Genomic DNA, 20,334 nt, shown 5'->3' with positions numbered 1-20,334 from the left:
ATAAATAATAGGAATTATATTCCGTTATATTAATGGAATATTTGTTCATGGAGTTTTATTAGTATGGATGATAATATAAGAATGTACAAAAGCTTCTGATTAAATATATTTAGAGAGGAGCCAAATTCTTGATTGATAAACGATTAATTGATTTATATAAAAAATTAAGTATACAAAAATATCAAAGCGCAGTATATTTGGCTGAGGCTTTAGACATTAGTGATAAAACCGTAAGAAAATTAATAAAACAACTTGATGACATTATAAAATATAGTGGTGCACACATTGAAGTTAAACATAGATATGGATATAGATTAGCTATAGAAGATGAAGAATTATTTAAAGATTACTTGAAAAAGGAATTTAAAGAGCAGGCTATAGAAATTCCTAATACTTCAGAAGAGAGAATAGAGTATATTAAAGAATATTTATTGAAAAATGATGATTATATTAAATTAGATGAATTAAGTGATATTCTCTACATATCAAGAAAAACAATAACAAATGAATTAAAAAAAATAGAAAAGGAGTTAAACAATTATAACTTGCAGTTGATTAGAAAGCCTAATTATGGAATAAAAATTGAGGGTGAAGAATTTGATTTAAGACTGTGTACTGCAAGCTGCTTAGCTATAAAGTGTGGCTCAAAAAAAATATCAAAAGAAGATAAGCAAAAGATGGATGATATTGCACATGTTTTGCAGGAATGTCTTTGTAAATGTGATTTTAATATTTCAGATGTATCGCTTCAGAATCTATTAGTTCATATTTTTGTGGCAGTTCAAAGGATTCAAGAAGAGCATAATATCATTTTTCAAGAAGAACAGCTAGAACAGTTCTCATTAGAATCAGAACTTATTTTAGCAAGTAAAATTGCTGAAAATATAGAAAAGAAATTCAAAATATCATATCCTAAATCAGAAATTAAATATATTGCAATTCATTTAGCAGGTAAAAAAATTTATGATAGTCAAAAAGAAAAGAATCTAGTTGTGACGCAAGAAATATATGACTTAGTAACAAAAATGTTAGACAAAATTTATGAGTCTTTTAAAGTAGATTTTCGTGATAATCTAGAATTAAAAATGTCATTGAGTCAGCATATAGTACCACTAGAGGTGAGATTGAAGTTTGATATGACACTTAGAAATCCTATGATAAAAGAGATTAAAGAAAGATTCTTATTAGCATATTCTATAGCTACTTTTGCTTGTGGAATATTGGGACAAAACTATAAGAAGCAATTAAAAGAAGATGAAATTGGATATTTCGCAATAAATTTTGCTCTAGCTCTTGAAAGGGATAAATATGATGTACGTAAAAAAAATATATTAATTGTATGTTCATCTGGAAAAGGAAGTTCTCAATTTATGAAATATAAATATTTAGAGAGGTTTGGAAAATATATTAATGACATTCAGAAATGTGATGTTCATAGTATCAATAAAGTTAATATGAAATATATTGATTATATTTTCACTACAGTTCCAATAAATGAAAAAGTATCAGCACCAATATTGGAAGTACAGTATTTCTTAGAGGATGAAGATGTAAAAAATGTGATGAACGTATTAACAAAAAGTTCAGGTGGAACTATAGGTAATTATTATAGTGAAAAGCTATTTATAAAAGATCTAGATTGTTCAACTAAAGAGGAAGTACTACATCATATGTGCAAAATAATAAAAGAAAATGAGGATGTACCTGATGATTTTGAAAAAGCTGTTTTTGAAAGACAAAATATTGCACAGACTGAATTTGGTAATTATGTTGCAATACCTCATCCCTGTAGAACATTAAGTAAGCGAACATTTGCATGTGTGGCTATTTTGAAAAATCCAATAATATGGGAAAAACAAGAAGTTCAAGTTGTAGTTTTAGTTTCTATTGAAAATAATCCAAGCAAGGAAATACAAAAATTTTATAAAATAACTTCAAAATTATTAATAAATAAGCAATATATCTCTGAACTTAGAAAAAAGAAAAAATTTGAAACATTAATCAAATTACTAAACAAAGTAGAAAGTGAGATGAAATTTTAATGAACGAGAGTAGTTATGATATAGCATTTGAATTAATTGCTAATGCAGGTGATTCTAAATCAGAATCATTAATGGCAATTGAGGCAGCAAGAGAATTCAATTTTGAAGAAGCGAATTCACACTTAGAGATTGCAACAGAAAAATTGTCAGAAGCTCATAAGATTCAATCAAGCCTAATTCAAAATGAGGCAAGAGGAAATAAAGTAGATGTAAACATCATATTGGTACATGCTCAAGATCATCTTTCAGGAGCAATACTTATGAAAGATCAAGCGGATGAATTTATAAAATTGTATGAAATAATAAATAAATTAATAAAAGGAGAGGTATAAAATGAATATTATGTTAGCATGTAATGCAGGAATGTCAACAAGTCTAATAGTAGCACGTATGGAAGAAGCAGCCGAAGAGCAAGGAAAAAATTATAAGATTTGGGCTGTTGATCAAGCGTCTATTAAAAGAGAATTGGGAAATTTTGACATATTGCTTTTAGGGCCACAAGTGGGCTATCTGCAAAAGAAAGTTACAAAGTTAGTAGAAGAAAAAGTACCGGTAGCAGTTATAAAAACATTAGACTATGGTAAATGTGATGGAGCAGCAGTTCTTAAGTTTGCTGAAGATACATATAATAAATTTCACGTATAAGAAGAGAGGAAGGAGATTAATACTATGAATATTGAAAAATTAAAAGAAGGCATGTTTGATGGAATAGAGAAGATCACAACTCAGAGACATATAAATGCAATTAAAAATGGAATGGTATCATATGTACCATTCACTATTATTGCAGCAATTGCATTATTAATTGCAAATTTTCCATCAGAAGGTTATATTAATTTTGTTACTAATTTACTAGGTGTATCAGATGCATCAGTTTGGCAGAATCAAGTAACATTTTTCATGGATGGTACTATGAATCTGGCAGCAATTATATGTTTATTATTTATTTCTTACAACTTATCATTAGAATATAAGGATATTATAGATCCAATATATTCTATTGTTATGAGCTTATGTGTGTATTTCTTGTTAACACCACTAGTTAATGTAAACGATACTGTGATGCTTGAGTTTGCCAAATTAGGTGCGACAAGCTTGATAGTTGCAATTGTAATTGCACTTGTAATCCCAGAATTATATAGATTGTTAATGTCACGAAAGTTACAAATCAAATTACCGAGTTCTGTACCTCCAGCAGTAGCAGGGTCATTTGCTAACTTAATTCCTATGGCGATTATTTTTATAGGAGCTTGGGTATTAAAAATTGCACTATTACATACTTCTTTTGGAAACATTCATGTAATTATAAATGACATTATTGGAAAGCCTTTAACTGGTATGGGAGGCAATATTTACGGATATGCTTTTGCTATATTTATTACATTCTTATTATGGGTATTTGGCATTCATGGTTCTTCTATTGTAATGTTTGGTGTATTAGCACCAGTTTTAATGATGATGAGTGATGCTAATCGTCAAGCAGCTTTGAATGGACAACCTCTACCCAATATATTAACTTATGAATATTTTTCTTTTATTGGAGGCGTAGGTTTATATATATGTATTGCATGTTTAATTGTTGGAAAAAGTAAACAAATAAGAGAAATTGCTAAAATAGGATTATTACCAGCAATATTCGGAATACATGAACCACTTATATTTGGTCTTCCAATTATATTTAATCCATTTTTAGGGACAGCATATATTTTAGAACATGTTGTTGGTGCAGTACTTACTTATTTTGTTACAGCTGCTGGTCTTATTTCTAGATTAACAGGAATCGGAGTAACATGGACAACACCTCCAGGAATATATGGATTCTTAGCAACAGGTGGACATATTTCAGGATTCGTATGGCAAATTATTTTAGGAGTTCTTTATGTACTTTTAGCAATTCCATTTGTAAAAATGTATGATAGACAAAAACTAAAGGAAGAGAGCATGGAAGGGGAGGCAGTATAATGGATATAAGAAATGTGCCATTAAGTGTATATGGTTCGTACATGGCGTTAGCATATTATAAAGATGACAAATGTAATTTTAGAGGAGTAAAAGATGAAGCTCTTTATTTAAAATCTTTAAGAGGAAAGTCAAGAAGCACTCCAGCAGTATGTAAAATACTACCTTTGATTGATGGACAAGAAGCGGATTTTACTTATGAAGCAGATTTATTTCACATTGAAATTAATTTTGCTGGAGGGTGTATAAAAATTTGTTTTGATGGTGATTCAAGAATAATATTTAAAGTTGAAGGCGAGAAATCAGGACTTAGATTAGATTTTATGCCATCTAGTGAATACGAGTATAATTTCACACTAGGAACAAAAGATAAGCCATATCACATTATTAATAGCTATAAAACCTTAACAAAATATATTGTTAAAAGTGTAAATGGACAAGCGATTCTTAATCAAGAAAATAGTAAATCATTATTAGGAAGTATAAATAGTTATATTGATGTGAATTCATTAAATAATGATTCTTTTATATGTGTCATAGAAGAAATTCCTACACATATGATAAAACCTACAGAAAAAGAATATTCTTATGAAGCAAGTCTTGAAGAAACAACTAAGAAGTTTGAAGCTTTTTATGAAGCATTTCCTAAGGTACTTCCAGAATATGAAGAAGCTTATAAAAATGCAGTATATGTTGATTGGTCTTGTACTGTTAAAAAATTTGGATCATTAAAACGTGATGGTATGTATATGTCAAATAACTTATTTCAAGGAATTTGGAGTTGGGATCACTGCTTTAATGCTCTTGCTCTTGCGAATGTTCATAATGAACTAGCTTGGGATCAGATGATGGTATTATTTGATCATCAAGATGAAAACGGACAAATACCTGGTTCGATTAGTGATTCAACAGTAAGATGGAATTTCGCAAAGCCACCAATTCATGGATTGTTTATTGAAAAAATGATGAAAAAGACTGAATTAAGTAAGGAACAATTATTAGAAGCATTTGATTGTATTGAGAAGCAAGTGAATTTTTGGTTGAACTTTAAAGACTTTGATCAAGATGGAATTTGTGAATATCATCATGGAAATGACTCTGGATATGATAATAGTACGGTATTTATGGATGATTTTGTAGCAGAGTCTCCAGACTTATCAGCTTTTCTTATAAAAGCAATGGAGACATTAGCTATTATAGCAGAAAAACTTGGACGTGATATGGAAGAAAGGGTATGGTATGAGCGTTCAGATGATTTAACGAAATTAACTTTAGAAAGATTTGTACGGGAAGAAAAAATAATTACTTATTCAGGGTTAGAGAAAAACATAGTTGAATCACAATCTATTCTTCCTTATACATTAGTAATATTAGGGGACAGATTACCTAAAGACTTGAAAAATAGAATAGTTAATGACTTAAAGAATAAATTTATGACAGAATATGGACTTGCTACTGAAGCTACAGATAGCCCATATTATAATCCGGATGGATATTGGAGGGGCCCTATATGGGGACCAACAATGGTACTTTTTATTGAAGGACTTGAAGAATGTGGCGAAGTAGAATTTGCCAAAGAGCTTACAGAAAAATTCTGTAAACTTGTAAAGAAAAGTGGATGTGCAGAAAATTTTAATGCAATAACAGGAGATCCGCTATGTGATAAAGCTTATACATGGACAGCAAGTAGCTTTATACACTTATGTGAAAAAATGAATAAATATTAAAAAATAAGCTTTTCTATAGTAAAGTATTAAAAAATTTACTATAGAAAAGCTGTTTTTTATATATGGCAATAAATATTTATTAATAATAATTATTTATAAAACTGTTACTATAATGTAAAATTTTAATTATAATATATATATAATTAAATAGAAGAATAGGAGAATAGATTTATGATAAAAGAAGATATAATTTTAAAATTAAAAAATGATCCTTCATATATAGATAAAGTAGAAAATCCTACAAAAGAAATGTTTTTATATATGGTTAAAAATAATGGAAATAACATTAAGTATTTAGAAAATCCAGATAAGGAAATACAGATTGAAGCAATAAAAAATACGCCATTAAGTATTAAATATATAAAAGAACCTTGTGAAGAAGCTGCTATATTATCAGTAAAAGGGTTGTGGAATTCATTGGAATTTATAAAAAATCCAAGTGAATTAACAATTAGAGAGGCAATAAAATCAAAAGGATGGGCGATACAATTTGTAAAAAATCCAAGCGAAGAACTTAAAAGATTAGCTGTAAAAAATGACTATGATGCAATAAAATATATGGAAAATCCATCTGAGGATATACAAATTGAAGCTATAAATAGTTACTATTCAGCAATTAAATTTATAAAAAATCCTACATTAAAAGCAAAAATAGAAGCAATTAAAGCGAATGAAGAGGCAATAAATTATATTTCAAGTTACGATTTAGATGAACTTAAAATATTTATAAGTGAAAATATAAATGTAGTTAAATATATATATGATAGTATAGATGTAGAATCTGTGGTGGAAGTTTTAGTTAACAAAGTTAAAGATGAAAATATAGATGAAAAATATATTAAAAATTTTATAGATTTAGAAATATTAGAAATGGATAAAATCAATTTTATTAGACAGTATGGATGTAAAAAAGCTAAAAAAATATTAGTTGATTATAAATTATCAATGTAGTGGGAAGAGGTGACGTAATGAATTATTCAGAATGTATAAGTACAGTAGAGTTAATTTTAGAAACTAATGATGTGCCATTAATTATTGGAGAAAGTGGTATTGGAAAAACATCTTTAGTCAAATCTATTGCTAAAAAAAATAATTATTATTTGGTTAATATAGATGCTAACTTATTAAAAGAAGGAGAAATAGGTGGATTACCAGTAGTTAAAAATGATATAACTATATATGCAACACATTATAAATTAATTGAGATTAATAATGTACTTAAGGAAGAGAAATGTAAGAATGTAATTTTGTTTATTGATGAATTAAATAGATGTGATCATACAGTTGCACAGGAACTTATGAATCTTATTTTAAACAGAGAAATAAATGGATATGTGTTAGATAAAAGAGTAAAAGTTATAGCAGCAATGAATCCATCAAATAAAAATGATGGATATTACAATAGTCAATATGAAGTTGTTGATATGGATCCAGCTCAAGAAGATCGTTTTGTATGGATTAATCTAGATTCAGATATAAAAGAATGGATTAATTGGGGAATGAGCAATGAAGGTAAAATACATACTCATATTATAGAATTTTTATCAAATTTTCCTCAATATTTACATACACCAGACTCTACGTCTACTATAAAAGCAACGCCAAGAAGCTGGGAAAGAGTATCAAAAGCATATAATGTGTATTTAAAAAATAAAGATAAGTATCCTTTAAATATATTTTTAAATGCTGTAAAGGGTAATGTTGGTATTAATATAGCAAATGATTTTGGAAATTTTATTATGAATATTGGTGATCCACTAATTAAGGTAGAAGAAATATTTGAATATGAGATATTAAGTAGTGAATTAAAAGAAAAAATATCAAAGGAAAATCATTCTAGACTATATATACTATGTAAAAAGTGTTTAAGTTACATTGAAGAAAATAATAGTAAAAGAAATATGATATTATTCTCTGAATTTTTAAATCTGTATCCAAGAGATTTAAGACTTGGAATAATGAAAGAGATAAAAAGAGACTACAAAGATAAGTTATATGAAGAACTCCTAGATAATGATGAATTTTTAGAAGCATTTTTTAATATCTTTAAGTGAGGTGTAAAAAATGAACTTTGATGAAAAACGTGAATTACTTTTAAATGAGTGTTATAAATTTGAAAAGATAGAAGATTTTAAAGGCGACTATGAACGTAGATTTTTCGATTTTATTGAAGATGTAATCTTATTTCTTTTGCAAAGTGAAGATTCATTCTTTGGTCAATTTTTACTTAAAGTAAAAAGAAATATAAGAATAGATATAGATTATCCAGTTGGTACTATACCTAAACTAGATGGATTTAATATGTATTTTAATCCATATCTTTTTTTAATGATTGATAAGAAGGAAATGGCAGCTTTATTAAAGCATGAGATTTATCATATTATAAATTTACATTATCAAAGAGCGAAGACTATGAAAAATGTTTTTTGTAATGAAGCTATAACTACAGCTTTGGACATTTCCATAAATCAGTATATAAAAAATTTACCAGGCTTTAGTAAGAGACTTCACAGTGTTAATATGGAATACAATATTGAACTTGAAGAAAATAGAAGTATTGAAGAATATGCAGAAATAATTGATAAATCAATTAAATCTAGATTGAAAGAAGAGAAAATAACTTCAGATAAAGATAAACACAAAATAAATATGGAAGAATCTCATGAACTTTGGGATGATATAAACATATCAGAAGAAGATATTAAAAGTTTAACAGAAAAGACTGCAATCAGCGCATATAATGATAAAACGCCAGATGCATTAAAAAATATTATATTATCATATAATAAAGCTCCAGAAATACCGTGGCAGATTGTATTGAAGAATATGCTTCCGAGCGTTAAATATGGTTATAAAAGGACTATTACAAGAAGAGATAGAAGGCAACCAGAGAGATTAGATATACGAGGAAGACTGCCTAAGAATGATACCAACGTAATAGTAGCTATAGATATTAGTGCCAGTATGAGTGATGAAGATATAGAAAAAATATTGATAGAGATACTTGCAATAACGAATACTACTAAGAATGAGGTAACTATTATTGAGTGTGATAATGAAATAAGAGCAGTTTATAAATTAAAAAATAAAAATGATATTAGAAAAAGAAGCAAGGATAATGGCTCAACTAAATTTTCCCCAGTATTTAAATATATAAGCGATAACAATTTAAGAAATGTGATATTAATCTATTTTACTGATGGAGTTGGAGAAGAAGAATTAGAAGTAAAGCCCATAAACAAAAAGACATTATGGATAATTTCAGGGGATAAAGAATTATCATTAAAGAATCCTTATGGGGATATTAAAAGAATAAATTCTGATAAAATTGAAGCTACAGAAGGAAATCTAGGATTACAAATGGTAAATGAAGCTATACATGATTGGGCGAGATAAGTCGTTATATTGAATATTTACTAATATAAATGTCATTATTATTTTAATTAAGTAGAATAAAGTGAATAATTTTAAGTAGTTTAAAATAATGTTGTATGTTAAAATAAACAATAAAGAGGAGGACTATTGTTATGAAAAATAAGTTTAATAAAAAAGATCATACAGTAGCCATAGTCTCAATTCTTATAATAAGTATAATTTTAAATGTTTATTCAGCATATAAGGTTAGTTCTTATAAATACAAGCTAGGACAACAGGCGTATAATTACATAGAAGAGATTAGGCAGAGAAATGAAGGAAATCTAGAGATACTTTCTAAATCGTTGAAGAATGGAAAGATAAAAAATGAAGAACTATTAAAATTATATAAGAATTATGATGTGATTGCTGGAGATATAATAGGATTATGGCAGAGATACGCATCATATTCACAAAATGAGTTAAATATTTTTACAAAAATAATTGATACAAATAGAATTATTGAAAATGATATACATGGACAAATTAAAGAGTATATTATATGTACATTGAATAATGAAATGAAAAATGAACAAAGTAATTTGATATTGGTAAATGAAGATAAGTCTTGTTTTGAAGCTATGTATAATATGGCCGAAAAAATAAATAATTATTTTAATACATTTAATGAGGATATACTTAAAGGAAGTACAGGAGTTGAAAAAGAGAAAAAAGTTATAAAAAAGCATTATTGGATAGATATACTTGAAGGTATATATGGAATAAGTGATGATTATGTTGATGTAGAGTGGAAGATTCAAATGGTTGAGGATGATTTGAATACTTAAGAAATACATTTTTGTATAAATAAAACATTATTAAATATATGAATTTATTCTTAAGGATATAAATAAAGAAGAAGAAATTCATTAGAGAATTTCTTCTTCTTCTTTTTCTTTTAATTAGTGACATCCACTACAAGATCCGCCACATCCACCTTCTGGTTCTATTACAGGTTTTAAGCTTAAGCCATTACCTTCGTTTTCTTCACTTGAAAGGATGATAAATCCACCAAATTGGTCAATTAAGCTTTTCTCATATATGAATGATATATCATTTATTGTTTCAACATCATCTTCATCTGTAGCTTTTGATACAGAGATATTGAAGATAGGGCCGCTACAAGCGAAACCAGCAAAATTTATTCTAATGTTGAAATCAGATATGCTATTTTCTTCTAAGAAACCTTTGAATTCGTTATAAGCTTCTTCACTAATTGTTACATTTTTCATATTAACACCTACTTTATTCAAAAATTTGACTATTGTCGTACTAAGAGTATAACACATATGATTTAAAATAAAAAGCAGTTAGGTAAGCTTAGAGGAATAACTATTTAAAAAAGGGGAAATAAACACATGAAGCCATATAATTATGAATTTATACAAGAAGAGATGAAGAAATATAATAGCATAATAGATGAGTTGAAATTAGAAGGATGTTCTGTATGCAAAGATGAAATCAGCTTTAAGGAAGCTGATGGCTATATGTGCAAAATTAATCAAGAAGAAATTTTTACTAGAATAAAGCTTTTTAAAGATAACGAATTTATAATGGAGATATCCCCAAGAGAGATACAAGGTTCATATCATTCTATTAAATTTGCCAAAGGAAAAGTTGGTGTAGTTGGGCTCGGACTTGGATATGCAGTTCAAGAGATAGCTAAGAATAGTAGAGTAGATGAAATTATAGTATATGAAATCAGTGAGGAAATAATAGACGTATATAATAGACACTTTAAGGATAATCCTAAAATAAGAATAATTAATAAAGATGCATATAAAGCAGAAAGAGAAAAGTTTGATTTTTTCTTTGTAGATATATATGGATATGAGATAACAAGTAAAGTAGTTGAAGATTATAAAAAATTTAATGCTCTGCATGAGATTGAAGAATACACATTTTGGGGAGTTGAACATTTTTTATTAAGCTGTAAATATGATGATTTGCTATGGATTTTTATCCCAGAGATATGGGTTGAGATGAGTAAAAAGGCATATGAGTCAATGGATATGTGTGGACTAATGAAAAGTTATAAGCCATTAGATGATGAGTTAGCCACTAGTATACTTATGGAATTTAAACCTATATTAAATGAATTATAATTTAATATAGTTAGTAACAGTAATATTAATTTTTCAATTTTAAAGGAGGAAAAATAGTGATACTTTCAGGAAAAGAAATATTAAAAAACATTGGAAAAGATATAATAATAGAGCCATTTAATGAGAAGAAAATCAATCCTAATAGTTATAATTTATCTCTACATAATGAATTATTAGTGTATGAAGATAATTTATTAGATATGAAAAAACCTAATGAAACTAAAAAAATAATAATACCAGAAGATGGATTGATATTAGAGCCAGGAAAATTATATTTAGGAAGAACTAATGAGTTTACCAAAACAGAGAAATTCGTGCCTATGCTTGAAGGAAGATCTTCTACAGGAAGGCTAGGGTTATTTATACATGTAACTGCAGGTTTTGGTGATATAGGATTTGCAGGATATTGGACACTTGAAATATTCTGTGTTCAGCCAATAAAAGTATATCCTAATGTTGATATATGTCAGATTTATTATCATGATATTCATGGAGAATATGATCTTTATAATAGTGGGAAATATCAAAATAATACAGGTGTTCAGCCAAGCTTGATGTATAAGGATTTTGAAAAATAAAAAAGGGCATATGCCCTTTTTTATTTTACAACTATATTAACAAGTCTTCCCTTAATAACAATAACTTTTACAATGTTTTTACCATTAGTATTTTCTCTTATTATTTCATTATCTAATGCAGCAGCTTTAATACCTTCTTCATCTAAATTAGAAGCTACCATTATTTTAGCTTTAATCTTACCATTAATTTGAATAGCTATTTCAACTTCATCTTTAACTAATGCATTTGGATCGAACTCTGGTAATCTCTCATTAAATACAGTAGTATTGTATCCAAGTAAGCTCCATTGTTCTTCACTAAAGTGAGGTGCAAATGATGCTAATAGTTTGATGAAATCAACAACAGTTTCTTTTAAGAAGGCTGGATTTTTAACACCTTCTTGAAGGTACTTGTTAAGCGCATTTGTAAGTTCCATAAGTCTTGCAATTGCAGTATTAAATTGCATCTTGTTACCATCTTCAGTTACACCTTTGATTGCAGTATGTCTCCAGAAGTTTAATTCTTTTTCAGGTGCATCTATTGTAGTCTTAGTATTTTCAGATGAATTTATAACTTCTCTAGAAAGTTCTAAAGTTCGTTCAATTCTATCTACAAACTTACCAACAGATTTGATTCCATCATCACTCCAAGCTCCGCCTTCAGTATATCCAAAACCAAACATTAGGTACATTCTGAATACATCAGCACCATATTGTTTAATGTAATCATCAGGAGAAATAGTATTTCCTTTTGACTTACTCATTTTAAGTCCATCTGGTCCTAATATTAAACCTTGGTGAGTTAAGCTTAAGAATGGTTCATCAAAGTTTAAGTATCCCATATCTCTTAATGCTTTAGTTATGAATCTTGCATATAATAAGTGCATGCATGCATGTTCTGGACCACCAACGTATTTATCTACTGGTAAAATCTTATTGATTTTTTCTGGATCAAAAGGTGCATCTTCATTTTTATTATCTGCATATCTTAAGTAATACCAAGATGAACATACAAATGTATCTAAAGTATCAGCTTCTCTTTTAGCTGGCTTACCACAACATGGGCAAGTAGTGTTTATGAAACTTTCACATTTACTAAGTGGTGATTTACCATCTGGAGTAAATTCAACATCATATGGAAGTTTTACTGGTAAATCTTTTTCTGGAACTGGAACTATACCACAATCGTCACAGTAGATGATTGGAATTGGGGCACCCCAGTATCTTTGTCTTGATACAAGCCAGTCTCTTAATCTGAAGTTAACCTTCATTTCACCAAGTTTATCTTTTTCAAGCTCAGCAACTATAGATTTTTTAGCTTCATCAGTAGTTAAACCATCAAATTTTCCAGAGTTAACAAGTATACCATGTTCACAGAATGGAAGTTCAGGTTCATTTCCTACTTTATCAGTAATAACTCTTTCTATAGGTAAATTGAACTTTGTAGCAAATGCAAAGTCTCTTTCATCATGAGCTGGAACTGCCATAACACATCCAGTACCATATGTAGCTAATACATAGTCAGCAATCCATATTGGAACTACTTTTCCATTTATAGGATTAATAGCGTATGAACCAGTGAATACACCGCTCTTTTCTTTAGATGATGATTGTCTTTCTATATCAGATTGTTTAGCTGCTGCTTCTTTATATTCTTCAACTGCAGCTTTGTTTTCCGGAGTTGTAAGTTCATCAACTAATTTGTTTTCTGGAGCTAAAACAACATAAGTTACACCATTTAATGTATCAACTCTTGTTGTAAATACATCAAATTGTAAGTCAGAATCTTTAACCTTAAATGTAACTTGTGCACCGTAAGATCTTCCAATCCAGTGTTTTTGCATTGATTTAGTCTTTTCAGGCCAGTCTAAGCTACCTAATTTATCCAATAATTCATCAGCATAATCAGTGATTTTGAAGAACCATTGAGTTAAATCTTTCTTTGTAACTTCAGTTCCACATCTTTCGCATTCACCTTCAACAACTTGTTCATTAGCTAAAACTGTGTTACAAGATGGACACCAATTAACGGGTGCTTTCTTTCTGTAAGCTAAACCTTTTTCATATAATTTTAAGAATAACCATTGAGTCCATTTGTAATAATCAGGAAGACAAGTAACAACTTCATTTTCCCAGTTAAACATAGCACCCATTGATTTTAATTGCTTTTCCATTGTTTCAATGTTCTTTAAAGTAGAATCTTCAGGATGTATACCGGTTTTTATAGCATAGTTTTCTGCTGGTAAACCAAAGGCATCAAATCCCATTGGTTGGAATACATTATATCCTTGCATTCTTTTAAGTCTTGCCCAAGTATCTGTTGGTCCATAGTTAAACCAGTGACCAGCATGTAATTGAGCTCCAGATGGATAAGAGAACATTTCAAGAGTATAAAGCTTTTTATCTAGCTTTGTATCATCAAATTTATATGTTTCGTTTTCTTCCCAAATCTTTTGCCATTTTTCATCGATTTTAGTACTGTAATTTGACATTTTAAACCTCCAAATTTTATCAATTTATAATTCACAATTCACAATTCACAATTGAGGAGGAAATTACTTCGTAATTTCTTTTGAATTTTATATAGTGATTTTTTATGAAAATTACTATAAGTGATTAACTTTCCTAAGGAAAGTTATATGCAATATATAGAATCCATAAATAGTTTTAGCTATTTAATCCGTCATTGTTAATTGTCAATTGTAATGAATTTATTCTTAAATATAATAAAAAAGCTTTCATCTCTTAAATTTAAGAGACGAAAGCGTAATTTCCGTGGTACCACTCTTATTAAAAGAAATAGATAAACTAAATCTTTTCACTCGACATTATAACGGGATTACCCGTACCTGCTTCTAACAAGTAAGCTCATAGACAAGTTCATAATCATATAACACTATTTTACACCATCCAATAGTTCTCTTAAGATATAATAATTATTACTACTTCTAATCAACGCCATATACAATTTTAGAACTATTATATATTAAAATTTGTAAAAAATCAATATATCTTTAAAAACCATTAAAATCGTAAAGGAATATTGATTTTATAAAAATATATCTAAAATTTTAATTTAGATGTATTTTAAAACTCAATAGGATCACTTTTAATTTCTAAATTTTCTCGTCTATTATCTAATGGATTTAAATTTATATGATGTATTTTTTCACCTTCTGAAGTACCCATAATTACTGTGTCTAAATGAATTCTTCCATTTGGAGTATTTGCGATAACACAAGGTTCGCCTTTTACTTTGTGATTAACCCAAGTATATTCGTTTGTTACAACATTATTTAAATCTTCAGCAGAAATTAAAGCTTTTGAAGTTACATTACCATTCCTATCTTTTAAAAGAATAGCTATTGTATTATTATCTAATTTTTCAATTTCATTCTTTTCTTTTCTATCAAACAAAGTTAAATTAGATTTTCTGTTATCTAATGTATCTTTATTGATATGTATTATTGGGGTATTGGAATTTGCATCCATAACAAAGTTTTGTAAGCTTTGTTTTAATGGCTTAGATTTTTTGTTCATAGCAGTTGTACTGATATTTTGAATTGTATAGCTGTTAGAATCTTTATTCCATTCTGCAAACCAAACGCCAGCATTTTTAACTTTATCTAAATCTGTAGTATCTATTTTAGCTGTAATCTCAGAACCATTCTTTTTTAATACTGTCATTAATGTAATGTTATCTTTAACCTCAAACTTGTTTTCTGTATTTTTATAATTAGTTTTCATAAGAACACCTCGTTTTTATTTTAATTATTGCCAATTTTATCAAAAATAAATTAATTCGCTACTAATTATAACAAATTGTGGAGGGAAAAGATATACACCTATAAAAAGAGCAGCTATGCTGCAATTCGGATCTTATGCTTAATTTTATATGTATTTATAATAGATTATTTTAAATGGAACGCCTGCTCATATGCATTTGTAGGTGTAATTGATTCGTACCAAATGCAAGATTTGGGCTCTCTGCTTAAGGAAACATCTTCATCAGTAGATGAAGATGGGCTATACGGCTAGGCTCGTGCCTCACCAAGCATTATATGCCAAAGAGCAGCTATGCTGCAATTGGGATTTTAATAAAAATATTGTGGATTATTCATTAAAGTTATTTTATATAATAAGAAGAGCAAGATATACTGCAATGTGAATTTCAAAACAAAAGTATATTTATGTTTCAAATGAATTGAGAAATATAAGGATCATATTGTAGAAATTCAGCCAAAATACCGTTAAAGAATGCATTTAAATAAAATATTCAGAAAATTCAAATTTTAACTTGATATTAAATTTGTATTAGTTACAATAAAGTTGAGAGATAAAATATTTATTAAGGAGGAATAGGTATGGCTAAAATAATTATTGCACCAAATAAATATGTACAAGCAAGTGGAGAGCTTGCAAATTTATCAAAGTATGTTTCAGAATTAGGAAAGAACGCATTATGTCTTTTAACAGAAGGAGGATTCAAGAGAGTAAAAGATACAATTGATAAAAGCTTTTCTGAAAACGAATGCAGTATAATATATGAAAAGTTTAACGGTGAATGTTGTACTACAGAGATTAACCGTATAATGGAGGTATGCAACAATAATAATATAGACGTTATAATTGGTGTTGGAGGTGGAAAGATTCTAGACACTACAAAAAGTGTAGGTTATTGTAAGAATATGCCGGTTGTTATAGTTCCGACAATAGCATCAACTGATGCTCCTTGTAGTGCTTTATCAGTTATTTATACAGAGGATGGTGTGTTTGAAAAATATTTATTCTTAAAGCAAAATCCAAATCTAGTATTAGTAGATACTGATATTATTGCACAAGCACCAACAAGACTTTTGGCATCTGGTATGGGAGATGCACTTGCAACATATTTTGAAGCAAGAGCTTGCAATGCATCAGGTTCTCAAACTTGTGCATTTGGAACACCAACTCTTGCAGCTATGGCACTAGCAGAACTTTGCTATGATACTTTAATAACAGAAGGTGAGCTGGCTATTAAAGCTGTAGAAAATAATGTATGCACAAAGGCAGTAGAAAAAGTAATAGAAGCTAATACATTATTAAGTGGAATTGGATTTGAAAGTGGTGGACTTGCAGGAGCACATGCAATTCATAATGGATTTACAGTTCTTCCACAGTGTCACCATATGTATCATGGAGAAAAAGTTGCATTTGGTACATTAGTACAACTTGTACTAGAAGATGCACCTGAAGAAGAAATTGCAGAGGTTATAGATTTCTGTTGTAGAGTGGGACTTCCAGTAACATTAAAACAACTTGGAATTACAGAAATAAAAGAAGAAGAAATTATGGAAGTTGCTAAAGCTGCTACTGCAGAAGGAGAGTCAATTCATAATATGCCATTTCATGTATCTGCAAAGGATGTATATGCAGCAATTTTAACAGCTAATTCTATTGGAAAGGATTATGTAGAATAGTCTATATTAAATAATTATTAAAGAAAATAATAATTATATCATTATGAACAAGTATAGTAACGTTATGCAAATTAATGTGTAACGTTACAGTTGTTTTACAATATAGTAAGATGTTGCTTTAATTTATTAATGAAAAGTCTATTTTAGATGTATGACATATGGAGGATAGTATAATGAAATTAATAGTAAATGCAGATGATTTCGGAATATCAAAAGCTGTAACACTTGGAATATTAGAAGCACACAAAAATGGTATTGTTAAATCAACTACTCTTATGTGTAACATGGAAGATGCAGAATATGCTGCAAACTTATCCAAGAATTATAATGATCTTGGAGTAGGCATACATTTTGTATTAACTGCAGGAAAGCCATTATCAAAAGATGTACAATCCTTAGTAGATGAGAATGGGAATTTCAAAAGTAATAGTTTAATAATGAAGACAGCTAAAATTGAGGATATAAGAAAAGAGTTTAATGCTCAATTTGAAAAATTTCTTTCATTTGGAATAAAACCAACCCATATTGATAGCCATCATCATGTACACAAGGAACCTATGGTATTTGAAGTAGTTATGGAGTTTTCAAAAAAATATAACTTGCCAATAAGAAAAGTAAATGATAAGAGTATAGAGAAATTAAAAAAATTAAATAAAGGAATGATATTTACAGAAGAGTTTTATGGTAAAGAAAATATAGAATCTAAAAATTTTATAAATTTATTAATTAAGAACAAAGATACAGAATTTTTAGAGATAATGTGTCATCCAGCATATTTAGATGAAAAAATATTAAATTCAAGCTCTTATTTGCTAGAAAGAACTAAAGAGTTATCAACATTAACAAGTGGAGAAATAAAAGAATATATAAAAGATAATAAAATAAAATTAATAAATTATGCTAATATATAAATACATCATTTAGCTTAATAATAGAAGGAAATTTGTTAAAATAGAATATTAAAATTAATATAAGATTGAGGTTTGCTAAGAATATAGAAATTCAGTAAATCTCAATCTTTTATTTTAGAATAATATCTTGTATGGAATTGGGGGTATTATATAACCAATATATTTTTTAAAAGAATATATTGTAAAATATTATTAAAATAAGTAGAATTAAGTAAATATGAAGCATTGGTCCTATATTGTTATTTTACCAAAATTTAATAAATTTGAAATATATAATAAAAAAGTATATAATAAAATCGAGAAAACGTTATCAAAATTGCTTTTTAAGGGGGAGATTATATGCTACAAAATTTTAAAATCAAAACAAAGATTATAGGAATGGCATCATTATTAGTAGTAGGTATACTTATAACATCCATTGTAGGTATATATCAAGAAAGAAAATTAAGTACTGACTCTTTGAATTCATTAGAAAAAGCTATGAGAAGTGATTATGATGATGAAATTAAAAATCAAGTCGGTGCTGCTATTAGCGTTATAAATGAAATTTATAAGGACTATCAAAATGGGGAATACACAGAAGATGAAGCAAAACTTTTAGCGGCTGATTTAGTTAGAGAAATGAGATATGGTGAAAATGGATACTTTTGGATTGATACATATGAGGGAGATAACGTTGTTCTTTTAGGGAGTGATACAGAAGGAACCAATAGAATTAACACTGAAGATGCTAACGGATATAAGATGGTTGCAGATATAATAAAAAATGGAAAGAATGGAGGAGGGTATACAGATTATTATTTTCCAAAGGAAGGTGAAACAAAAGCATCACCTAAAAGATCTTATAGCCAAGCATTTGAACCATTTAAATGGGTTATAGGAACAGGAAATTATACAGATGATATAGACAAAAGTGTGAATGAAAATAAAAAAGAACTAAATGACATAGTAACAGATAATATTGGTAAATTTTTCATTATAGTAGTTGTAGCTATTTTAGCATCAATTGTGCTTACCATCATAATAAGTAAAGAGATTTTAAATGGATTTAAATCTATAATTAAAAGCTTGGAAATCATGGCTACTGGAAATTTTAAAGAAGAAATACCAGAGAAGCTTTTAAATAGAAAAGATGATTTTGGAATAATAGCTAAATCCCTTGAAAATATGCATAGTGCAATTAGAAATTTGATATATGAAGCTAAAAATGCTGCAAATGGAAATAATGCAATGGCAGAAAAGATAGGTGAAAATATTAGTGTATTAAATGAAGATATAGAAAGTGTCTCAGCAGTAACAGAAGAACTAGCGGCAGGAATGGAAGAATGTGCAGCATCATCAGAAGAGATGTCTGCATCAACACATGAAATAAATGCAGCATCAGCTTCTATAGCAAAGAAATCAGAAGAAGGAGCAACACAGGCTATTGAGATAACAAAACGTGCAAAGACTACAAAGAAAAAAGCAACTGAATCTAAATCAAGAGCTGATAAATTAGGTAATGAAATACAGTATAAATTAGAAGAAGCTCTTAAGAGTGCAAAAGTAGTGGATAAGATTAAAGTATTAGCAGATGTGATTTTAAGTATAACAGAGCAAACAAATTTATTAGCATTAAATGCAGCTATAGAAGCCGCTAGAGCAGGAGAGGCAGGAAAGGGATTTTCGGTTGTAGCAGAAGAAATTAGAAAATTAGCAGAGCAATCTAAGGAGGCAGTTGAAAATATTCAAATAGTAACTAAAGAAGTTACAGATGCTGTAACTTCACTATCAGATAATTCTAATATGCTATTAAATTTTGTTAAAGAAGATGTAACTAAAGATTATGACAAATTTATAATAATAGCAAATGAATATGAAAATGATGCAACTTTTGTAGAGAGTCTAATTACTGATTTTAGCGCTACTGCAGAAGAGTTAACTGCATCGCTAGATAATGTTTTGTCTGCAATTGATGAAGTCGCTAAAACAGCAAGTGAAGGTGCACAAGGCACAACAGATATTGCACAAAAATCAACAGATATTCATGATAAGTCAGAATTAGTATTATCTAATGTAAGAGAATCAATAGAATACTCAAATATAATAAAAAATGAGATGGATAAGTTCATAATTTAGATTTTCTAAAAAGTTGATTAATTTAAATAGTTTTGATATACT

General features: G+C 28.4%; 17 protein-coding genes and 1 other annotated feature. Of the genes, 14 read left to right on the top strand and 3 right to left on the bottom strand.

The window, feature by feature from the left end:
* The first annotated feature begins 128 nt into the window (after positions 1 to 128).
* The 9 genes from CNEONATNEC86_RS18460 (at position 129) to CNEONATNEC86_RS18420 (ending at position 9,930) form a co-directional block, all read left to right on the top strand.
* Complete coding sequence (locus CNEONATNEC86_RS18460; protein WP_159136565.1) at positions 129 to 2,042, top strand: BglG family transcription antiterminator; 1,914 nt, start codon at positions 129 to 131, stop codon at positions 2,040 to 2,042.
* Positions 2,042 to 2,374, top strand: coding sequence for a PTS sugar transporter subunit IIA (locus CNEONATNEC86_RS18455; protein WP_125147599.1), 333 nt, complete (start codon positions 2,042 to 2,044; stop codon positions 2,372 to 2,374). Before CNEONATNEC86_RS18460 ends, CNEONATNEC86_RS18455 begins: the two co-directional genes overlap by 1 nt.
* A gap of 1 nt (position 2,375) precedes the next feature.
* Positions 2,376 to 2,687: a PTS sugar transporter subunit IIB gene (locus CNEONATNEC86_RS18450; protein WP_125147598.1), complete on the top strand. Its 312-nt coding sequence runs from the start codon at positions 2,376 to 2,378 to the stop codon at positions 2,685 to 2,687.
* Positions 2,688 to 2,711: 24 nt separating this feature from the next.
* On the top strand, positions 2,712 to 4,004 hold the full coding sequence (locus CNEONATNEC86_RS18445; protein ID WP_159116895.1) for a PTS sugar transporter subunit IIC: 1,293 nt from the start codon (positions 2,712 to 2,714) through the stop codon (positions 4,002 to 4,004).
* Positions 4,004 to 5,728, top strand: coding sequence for an amylo-alpha-1,6-glucosidase (locus tag CNEONATNEC86_RS18440; protein ID WP_159136564.1), 1,725 nt, complete (start codon positions 4,004 to 4,006; stop codon positions 5,726 to 5,728). The genes CNEONATNEC86_RS18445 and CNEONATNEC86_RS18440 overlap by 1 nt, the downstream gene beginning before the upstream one ends.
* Positions 5,729 to 5,899: 171 nt before the next feature.
* The gene (locus tag CNEONATNEC86_RS18435; protein ID WP_159136563.1) at positions 5,900 to 6,679 is read left to right on the top strand and encodes a DUF4116 domain-containing protein; all 780 of its coding nucleotides are present in this window, start codon (positions 5,900 to 5,902) and stop codon (positions 6,677 to 6,679) included.
* 17 nt (positions 6,680 to 6,696) lie between these two features.
* Entirely contained in the window at positions 6,697 to 7,782 is a 1,086-nt protein-coding gene (locus tag CNEONATNEC86_RS18430) for an AAA family ATPase (protein ID WP_159136562.1), read from the top strand.
* Between the two features lie 10 nt (positions 7,783 to 7,792).
* On the top strand, positions 7,793 to 9,124 hold the full coding sequence (locus CNEONATNEC86_RS18425; RefSeq protein WP_159136561.1) for a vWA domain-containing protein: 1,332 nt from the start codon (positions 7,793 to 7,795) through the stop codon (positions 9,122 to 9,124).
* A gap of 131 nt (positions 9,125 to 9,255) precedes the next feature.
* Positions 9,256 to 9,930, top strand: a complete 675-nt coding sequence (locus CNEONATNEC86_RS18420; RefSeq protein WP_058296609.1) for a hypothetical protein — start codon at positions 9,256 to 9,258, stop codon at positions 9,928 to 9,930.
* 114 nt (positions 9,931 to 10,044) lie between these two features.
* Here CNEONATNEC86_RS18420 and CNEONATNEC86_RS18415 read toward each other — a convergent pair whose 3' ends face one another.
* Entirely contained in the window at positions 10,045 to 10,374 is a 330-nt protein-coding gene (locus tag CNEONATNEC86_RS18415; protein ID WP_058296608.1) for a HesB-like protein, read from the bottom strand.
* Between the two features lie 126 nt (positions 10,375 to 10,500).
* On the opposite strand from CNEONATNEC86_RS18415, the gene CNEONATNEC86_RS18410 reads away from it, so the two are divergent.
* Together CNEONATNEC86_RS18410 and dcd are read left to right on the top strand one after the other, a co-directional pair.
* Positions 10,501 to 11,247 carry a polyamine aminopropyltransferase gene (locus CNEONATNEC86_RS18410; protein ID WP_058296607.1) on the top strand — a complete coding sequence of 249 codons (747 nt, stop codon included), beginning with the start codon at positions 10,501 to 10,503 and terminating at the stop codon, positions 11,245 to 11,247.
* A gap of 56 nt (positions 11,248 to 11,303) precedes the next feature.
* Positions 11,304 to 11,825, top strand: a complete 522-nt coding sequence (gene dcd, locus CNEONATNEC86_RS18405) for a dCTP deaminase (RefSeq protein ID WP_058296606.1) — start codon at positions 11,304 to 11,306, stop codon at positions 11,823 to 11,825.
* A gap of 20 nt (positions 11,826 to 11,845) precedes the next feature.
* Here the strand turns inward: dcd and leuS are convergent, their stop codons facing one another.
* Positions 11,846 to 14,296, bottom strand: a complete 2,451-nt coding sequence (leuS, locus tag CNEONATNEC86_RS18400) for a leucine--tRNA ligase (RefSeq protein WP_159136560.1) — start codon at positions 14,294 to 14,296, stop codon at positions 11,846 to 11,848.
* A 259-nt stretch (positions 14,297 to 14,555) separates the two neighbouring features.
* Positions 14,556 to 14,769 (bottom strand) — a binding site (T-box leader).
* Positions 14,770 to 14,891: 122 nt separating this feature from the next.
* Complete coding sequence (locus tag CNEONATNEC86_RS18395) at positions 14,892 to 15,551, bottom strand: hypothetical protein (RefSeq protein ID WP_159136559.1); 660 nt, start codon at positions 15,549 to 15,551, stop codon at positions 14,892 to 14,894.
* Positions 15,552 to 16,168: 617 nt separating this feature from the next.
* Here CNEONATNEC86_RS18395 and CNEONATNEC86_RS18390 point away from each other — a divergent pair.
* The 3 genes from CNEONATNEC86_RS18390 (at position 16,169) to CNEONATNEC86_RS18380 (ending at position 20,292) form a co-directional block, all read left to right on the top strand.
* On the top strand, positions 16,169 to 17,263 hold the full coding sequence (locus CNEONATNEC86_RS18390) for a glycerol dehydrogenase (RefSeq protein ID WP_159116890.1): 1,095 nt from the start codon (positions 16,169 to 16,171) through the stop codon (positions 17,261 to 17,263).
* A gap of 173 nt (positions 17,264 to 17,436) precedes the next feature.
* Positions 17,437 to 18,174 carry a chitin disaccharide deacetylase gene (gene chbG / locus CNEONATNEC86_RS18385; protein WP_159136558.1) on the top strand — a complete coding sequence of 246 codons (738 nt, stop codon included), beginning with the start codon at positions 17,437 to 17,439 and terminating at the stop codon, positions 18,172 to 18,174.
* Positions 18,175 to 18,513: 339 nt separating this feature from the next.
* The gene (locus CNEONATNEC86_RS18380) at positions 18,514 to 20,292 is read left to right on the top strand and encodes a methyl-accepting chemotaxis protein (protein WP_159116889.1); all 1,779 of its coding nucleotides are present in this window, start codon (positions 18,514 to 18,516) and stop codon (positions 20,290 to 20,292) included.
* The last annotated feature ends 42 nt before the right edge of the window (positions 20,293 to 20,334 follow it).

It is taken from the genome of Clostridium neonatale, from assembly GCF_900465025.1.
Lineage (GTDB): Bacteria > Bacillota > Clostridia > Clostridiales > Clostridiaceae > Clostridium > Clostridium neonatale.
This window is presented reverse-complemented; position numbering and strand designations above follow the sequence as displayed.

Bases quoted from the DNA above. Each gene is read 5' to 3' on its own strand.
- chbG (WP_159136558.1), top strand. From the start codon at position 17,437: ATGAAATTAATAGTAAATGCAGATGATTTCGGAATATCAAAAGCTGTA.
- CNEONATNEC86_RS18380 (WP_159116889.1), top strand. From the start codon at position 18,514: ATGCTACAAAATTTTAAAATCAAAACAAAGATTATAGGAATGGCATCA.
- CNEONATNEC86_RS18395 (WP_159136559.1), bottom strand. From the start codon at position 15,551: ATGAAAACTAATTATAAAAATACAGAAAACAAGTTTGAGGTTAAAGAT.
- CNEONATNEC86_RS18450 (WP_125147598.1), top strand. From the start codon at position 2,376: ATGAATATTATGTTAGCATGTAATGCAGGAATGTCAACAAGTCTAATA.
- CNEONATNEC86_RS18430 (WP_159136562.1), top strand. From the start codon at position 6,697: ATGAATTATTCAGAATGTATAAGTACAGTAGAGTTAATTTTAGAAACT.
- CNEONATNEC86_RS18425 (WP_159136561.1), top strand. From the start codon at position 7,793: ATGAACTTTGATGAAAAACGTGAATTACTTTTAAATGAGTGTTATAAA.
- CNEONATNEC86_RS18445 (WP_159116895.1), top strand. From the start codon at position 2,712: ATGAATATTGAAAAATTAAAAGAAGGCATGTTTGATGGAATAGAGAAG.
- CNEONATNEC86_RS18410 (WP_058296607.1), top strand. From the start codon at position 10,501: ATGAAGCCATATAATTATGAATTTATACAAGAAGAGATGAAGAAATAT.
- leuS (WP_159136560.1), bottom strand. From the start codon at position 14,296: ATGTCAAATTACAGTACTAAAATCGATGAAAAATGGCAAAAGATTTGG.
- CNEONATNEC86_RS18420 (WP_058296609.1), top strand. From the start codon at position 9,256: ATGAAAAATAAGTTTAATAAAAAAGATCATACAGTAGCCATAGTCTCA.
- CNEONATNEC86_RS18440 (WP_159136564.1), top strand. From the start codon at position 4,004: ATGGATATAAGAAATGTGCCATTAAGTGTATATGGTTCGTACATGGCG.
- CNEONATNEC86_RS18435 (WP_159136563.1), top strand. From the start codon at position 5,900: ATGATAAAAGAAGATATAATTTTAAAATTAAAAAATGATCCTTCATAT.
- CNEONATNEC86_RS18415 (WP_058296608.1), bottom strand. From the start codon at position 10,374: ATGAAAAATGTAACAATTAGTGAAGAAGCTTATAACGAATTCAAAGGT.
- CNEONATNEC86_RS18390 (WP_159116890.1), top strand. From the start codon at position 16,169: ATGGCTAAAATAATTATTGCACCAAATAAATATGTACAAGCAAGTGGA.
- CNEONATNEC86_RS18455 (WP_125147599.1), top strand. From the start codon at position 2,042: ATGAACGAGAGTAGTTATGATATAGCATTTGAATTAATTGCTAATGCA.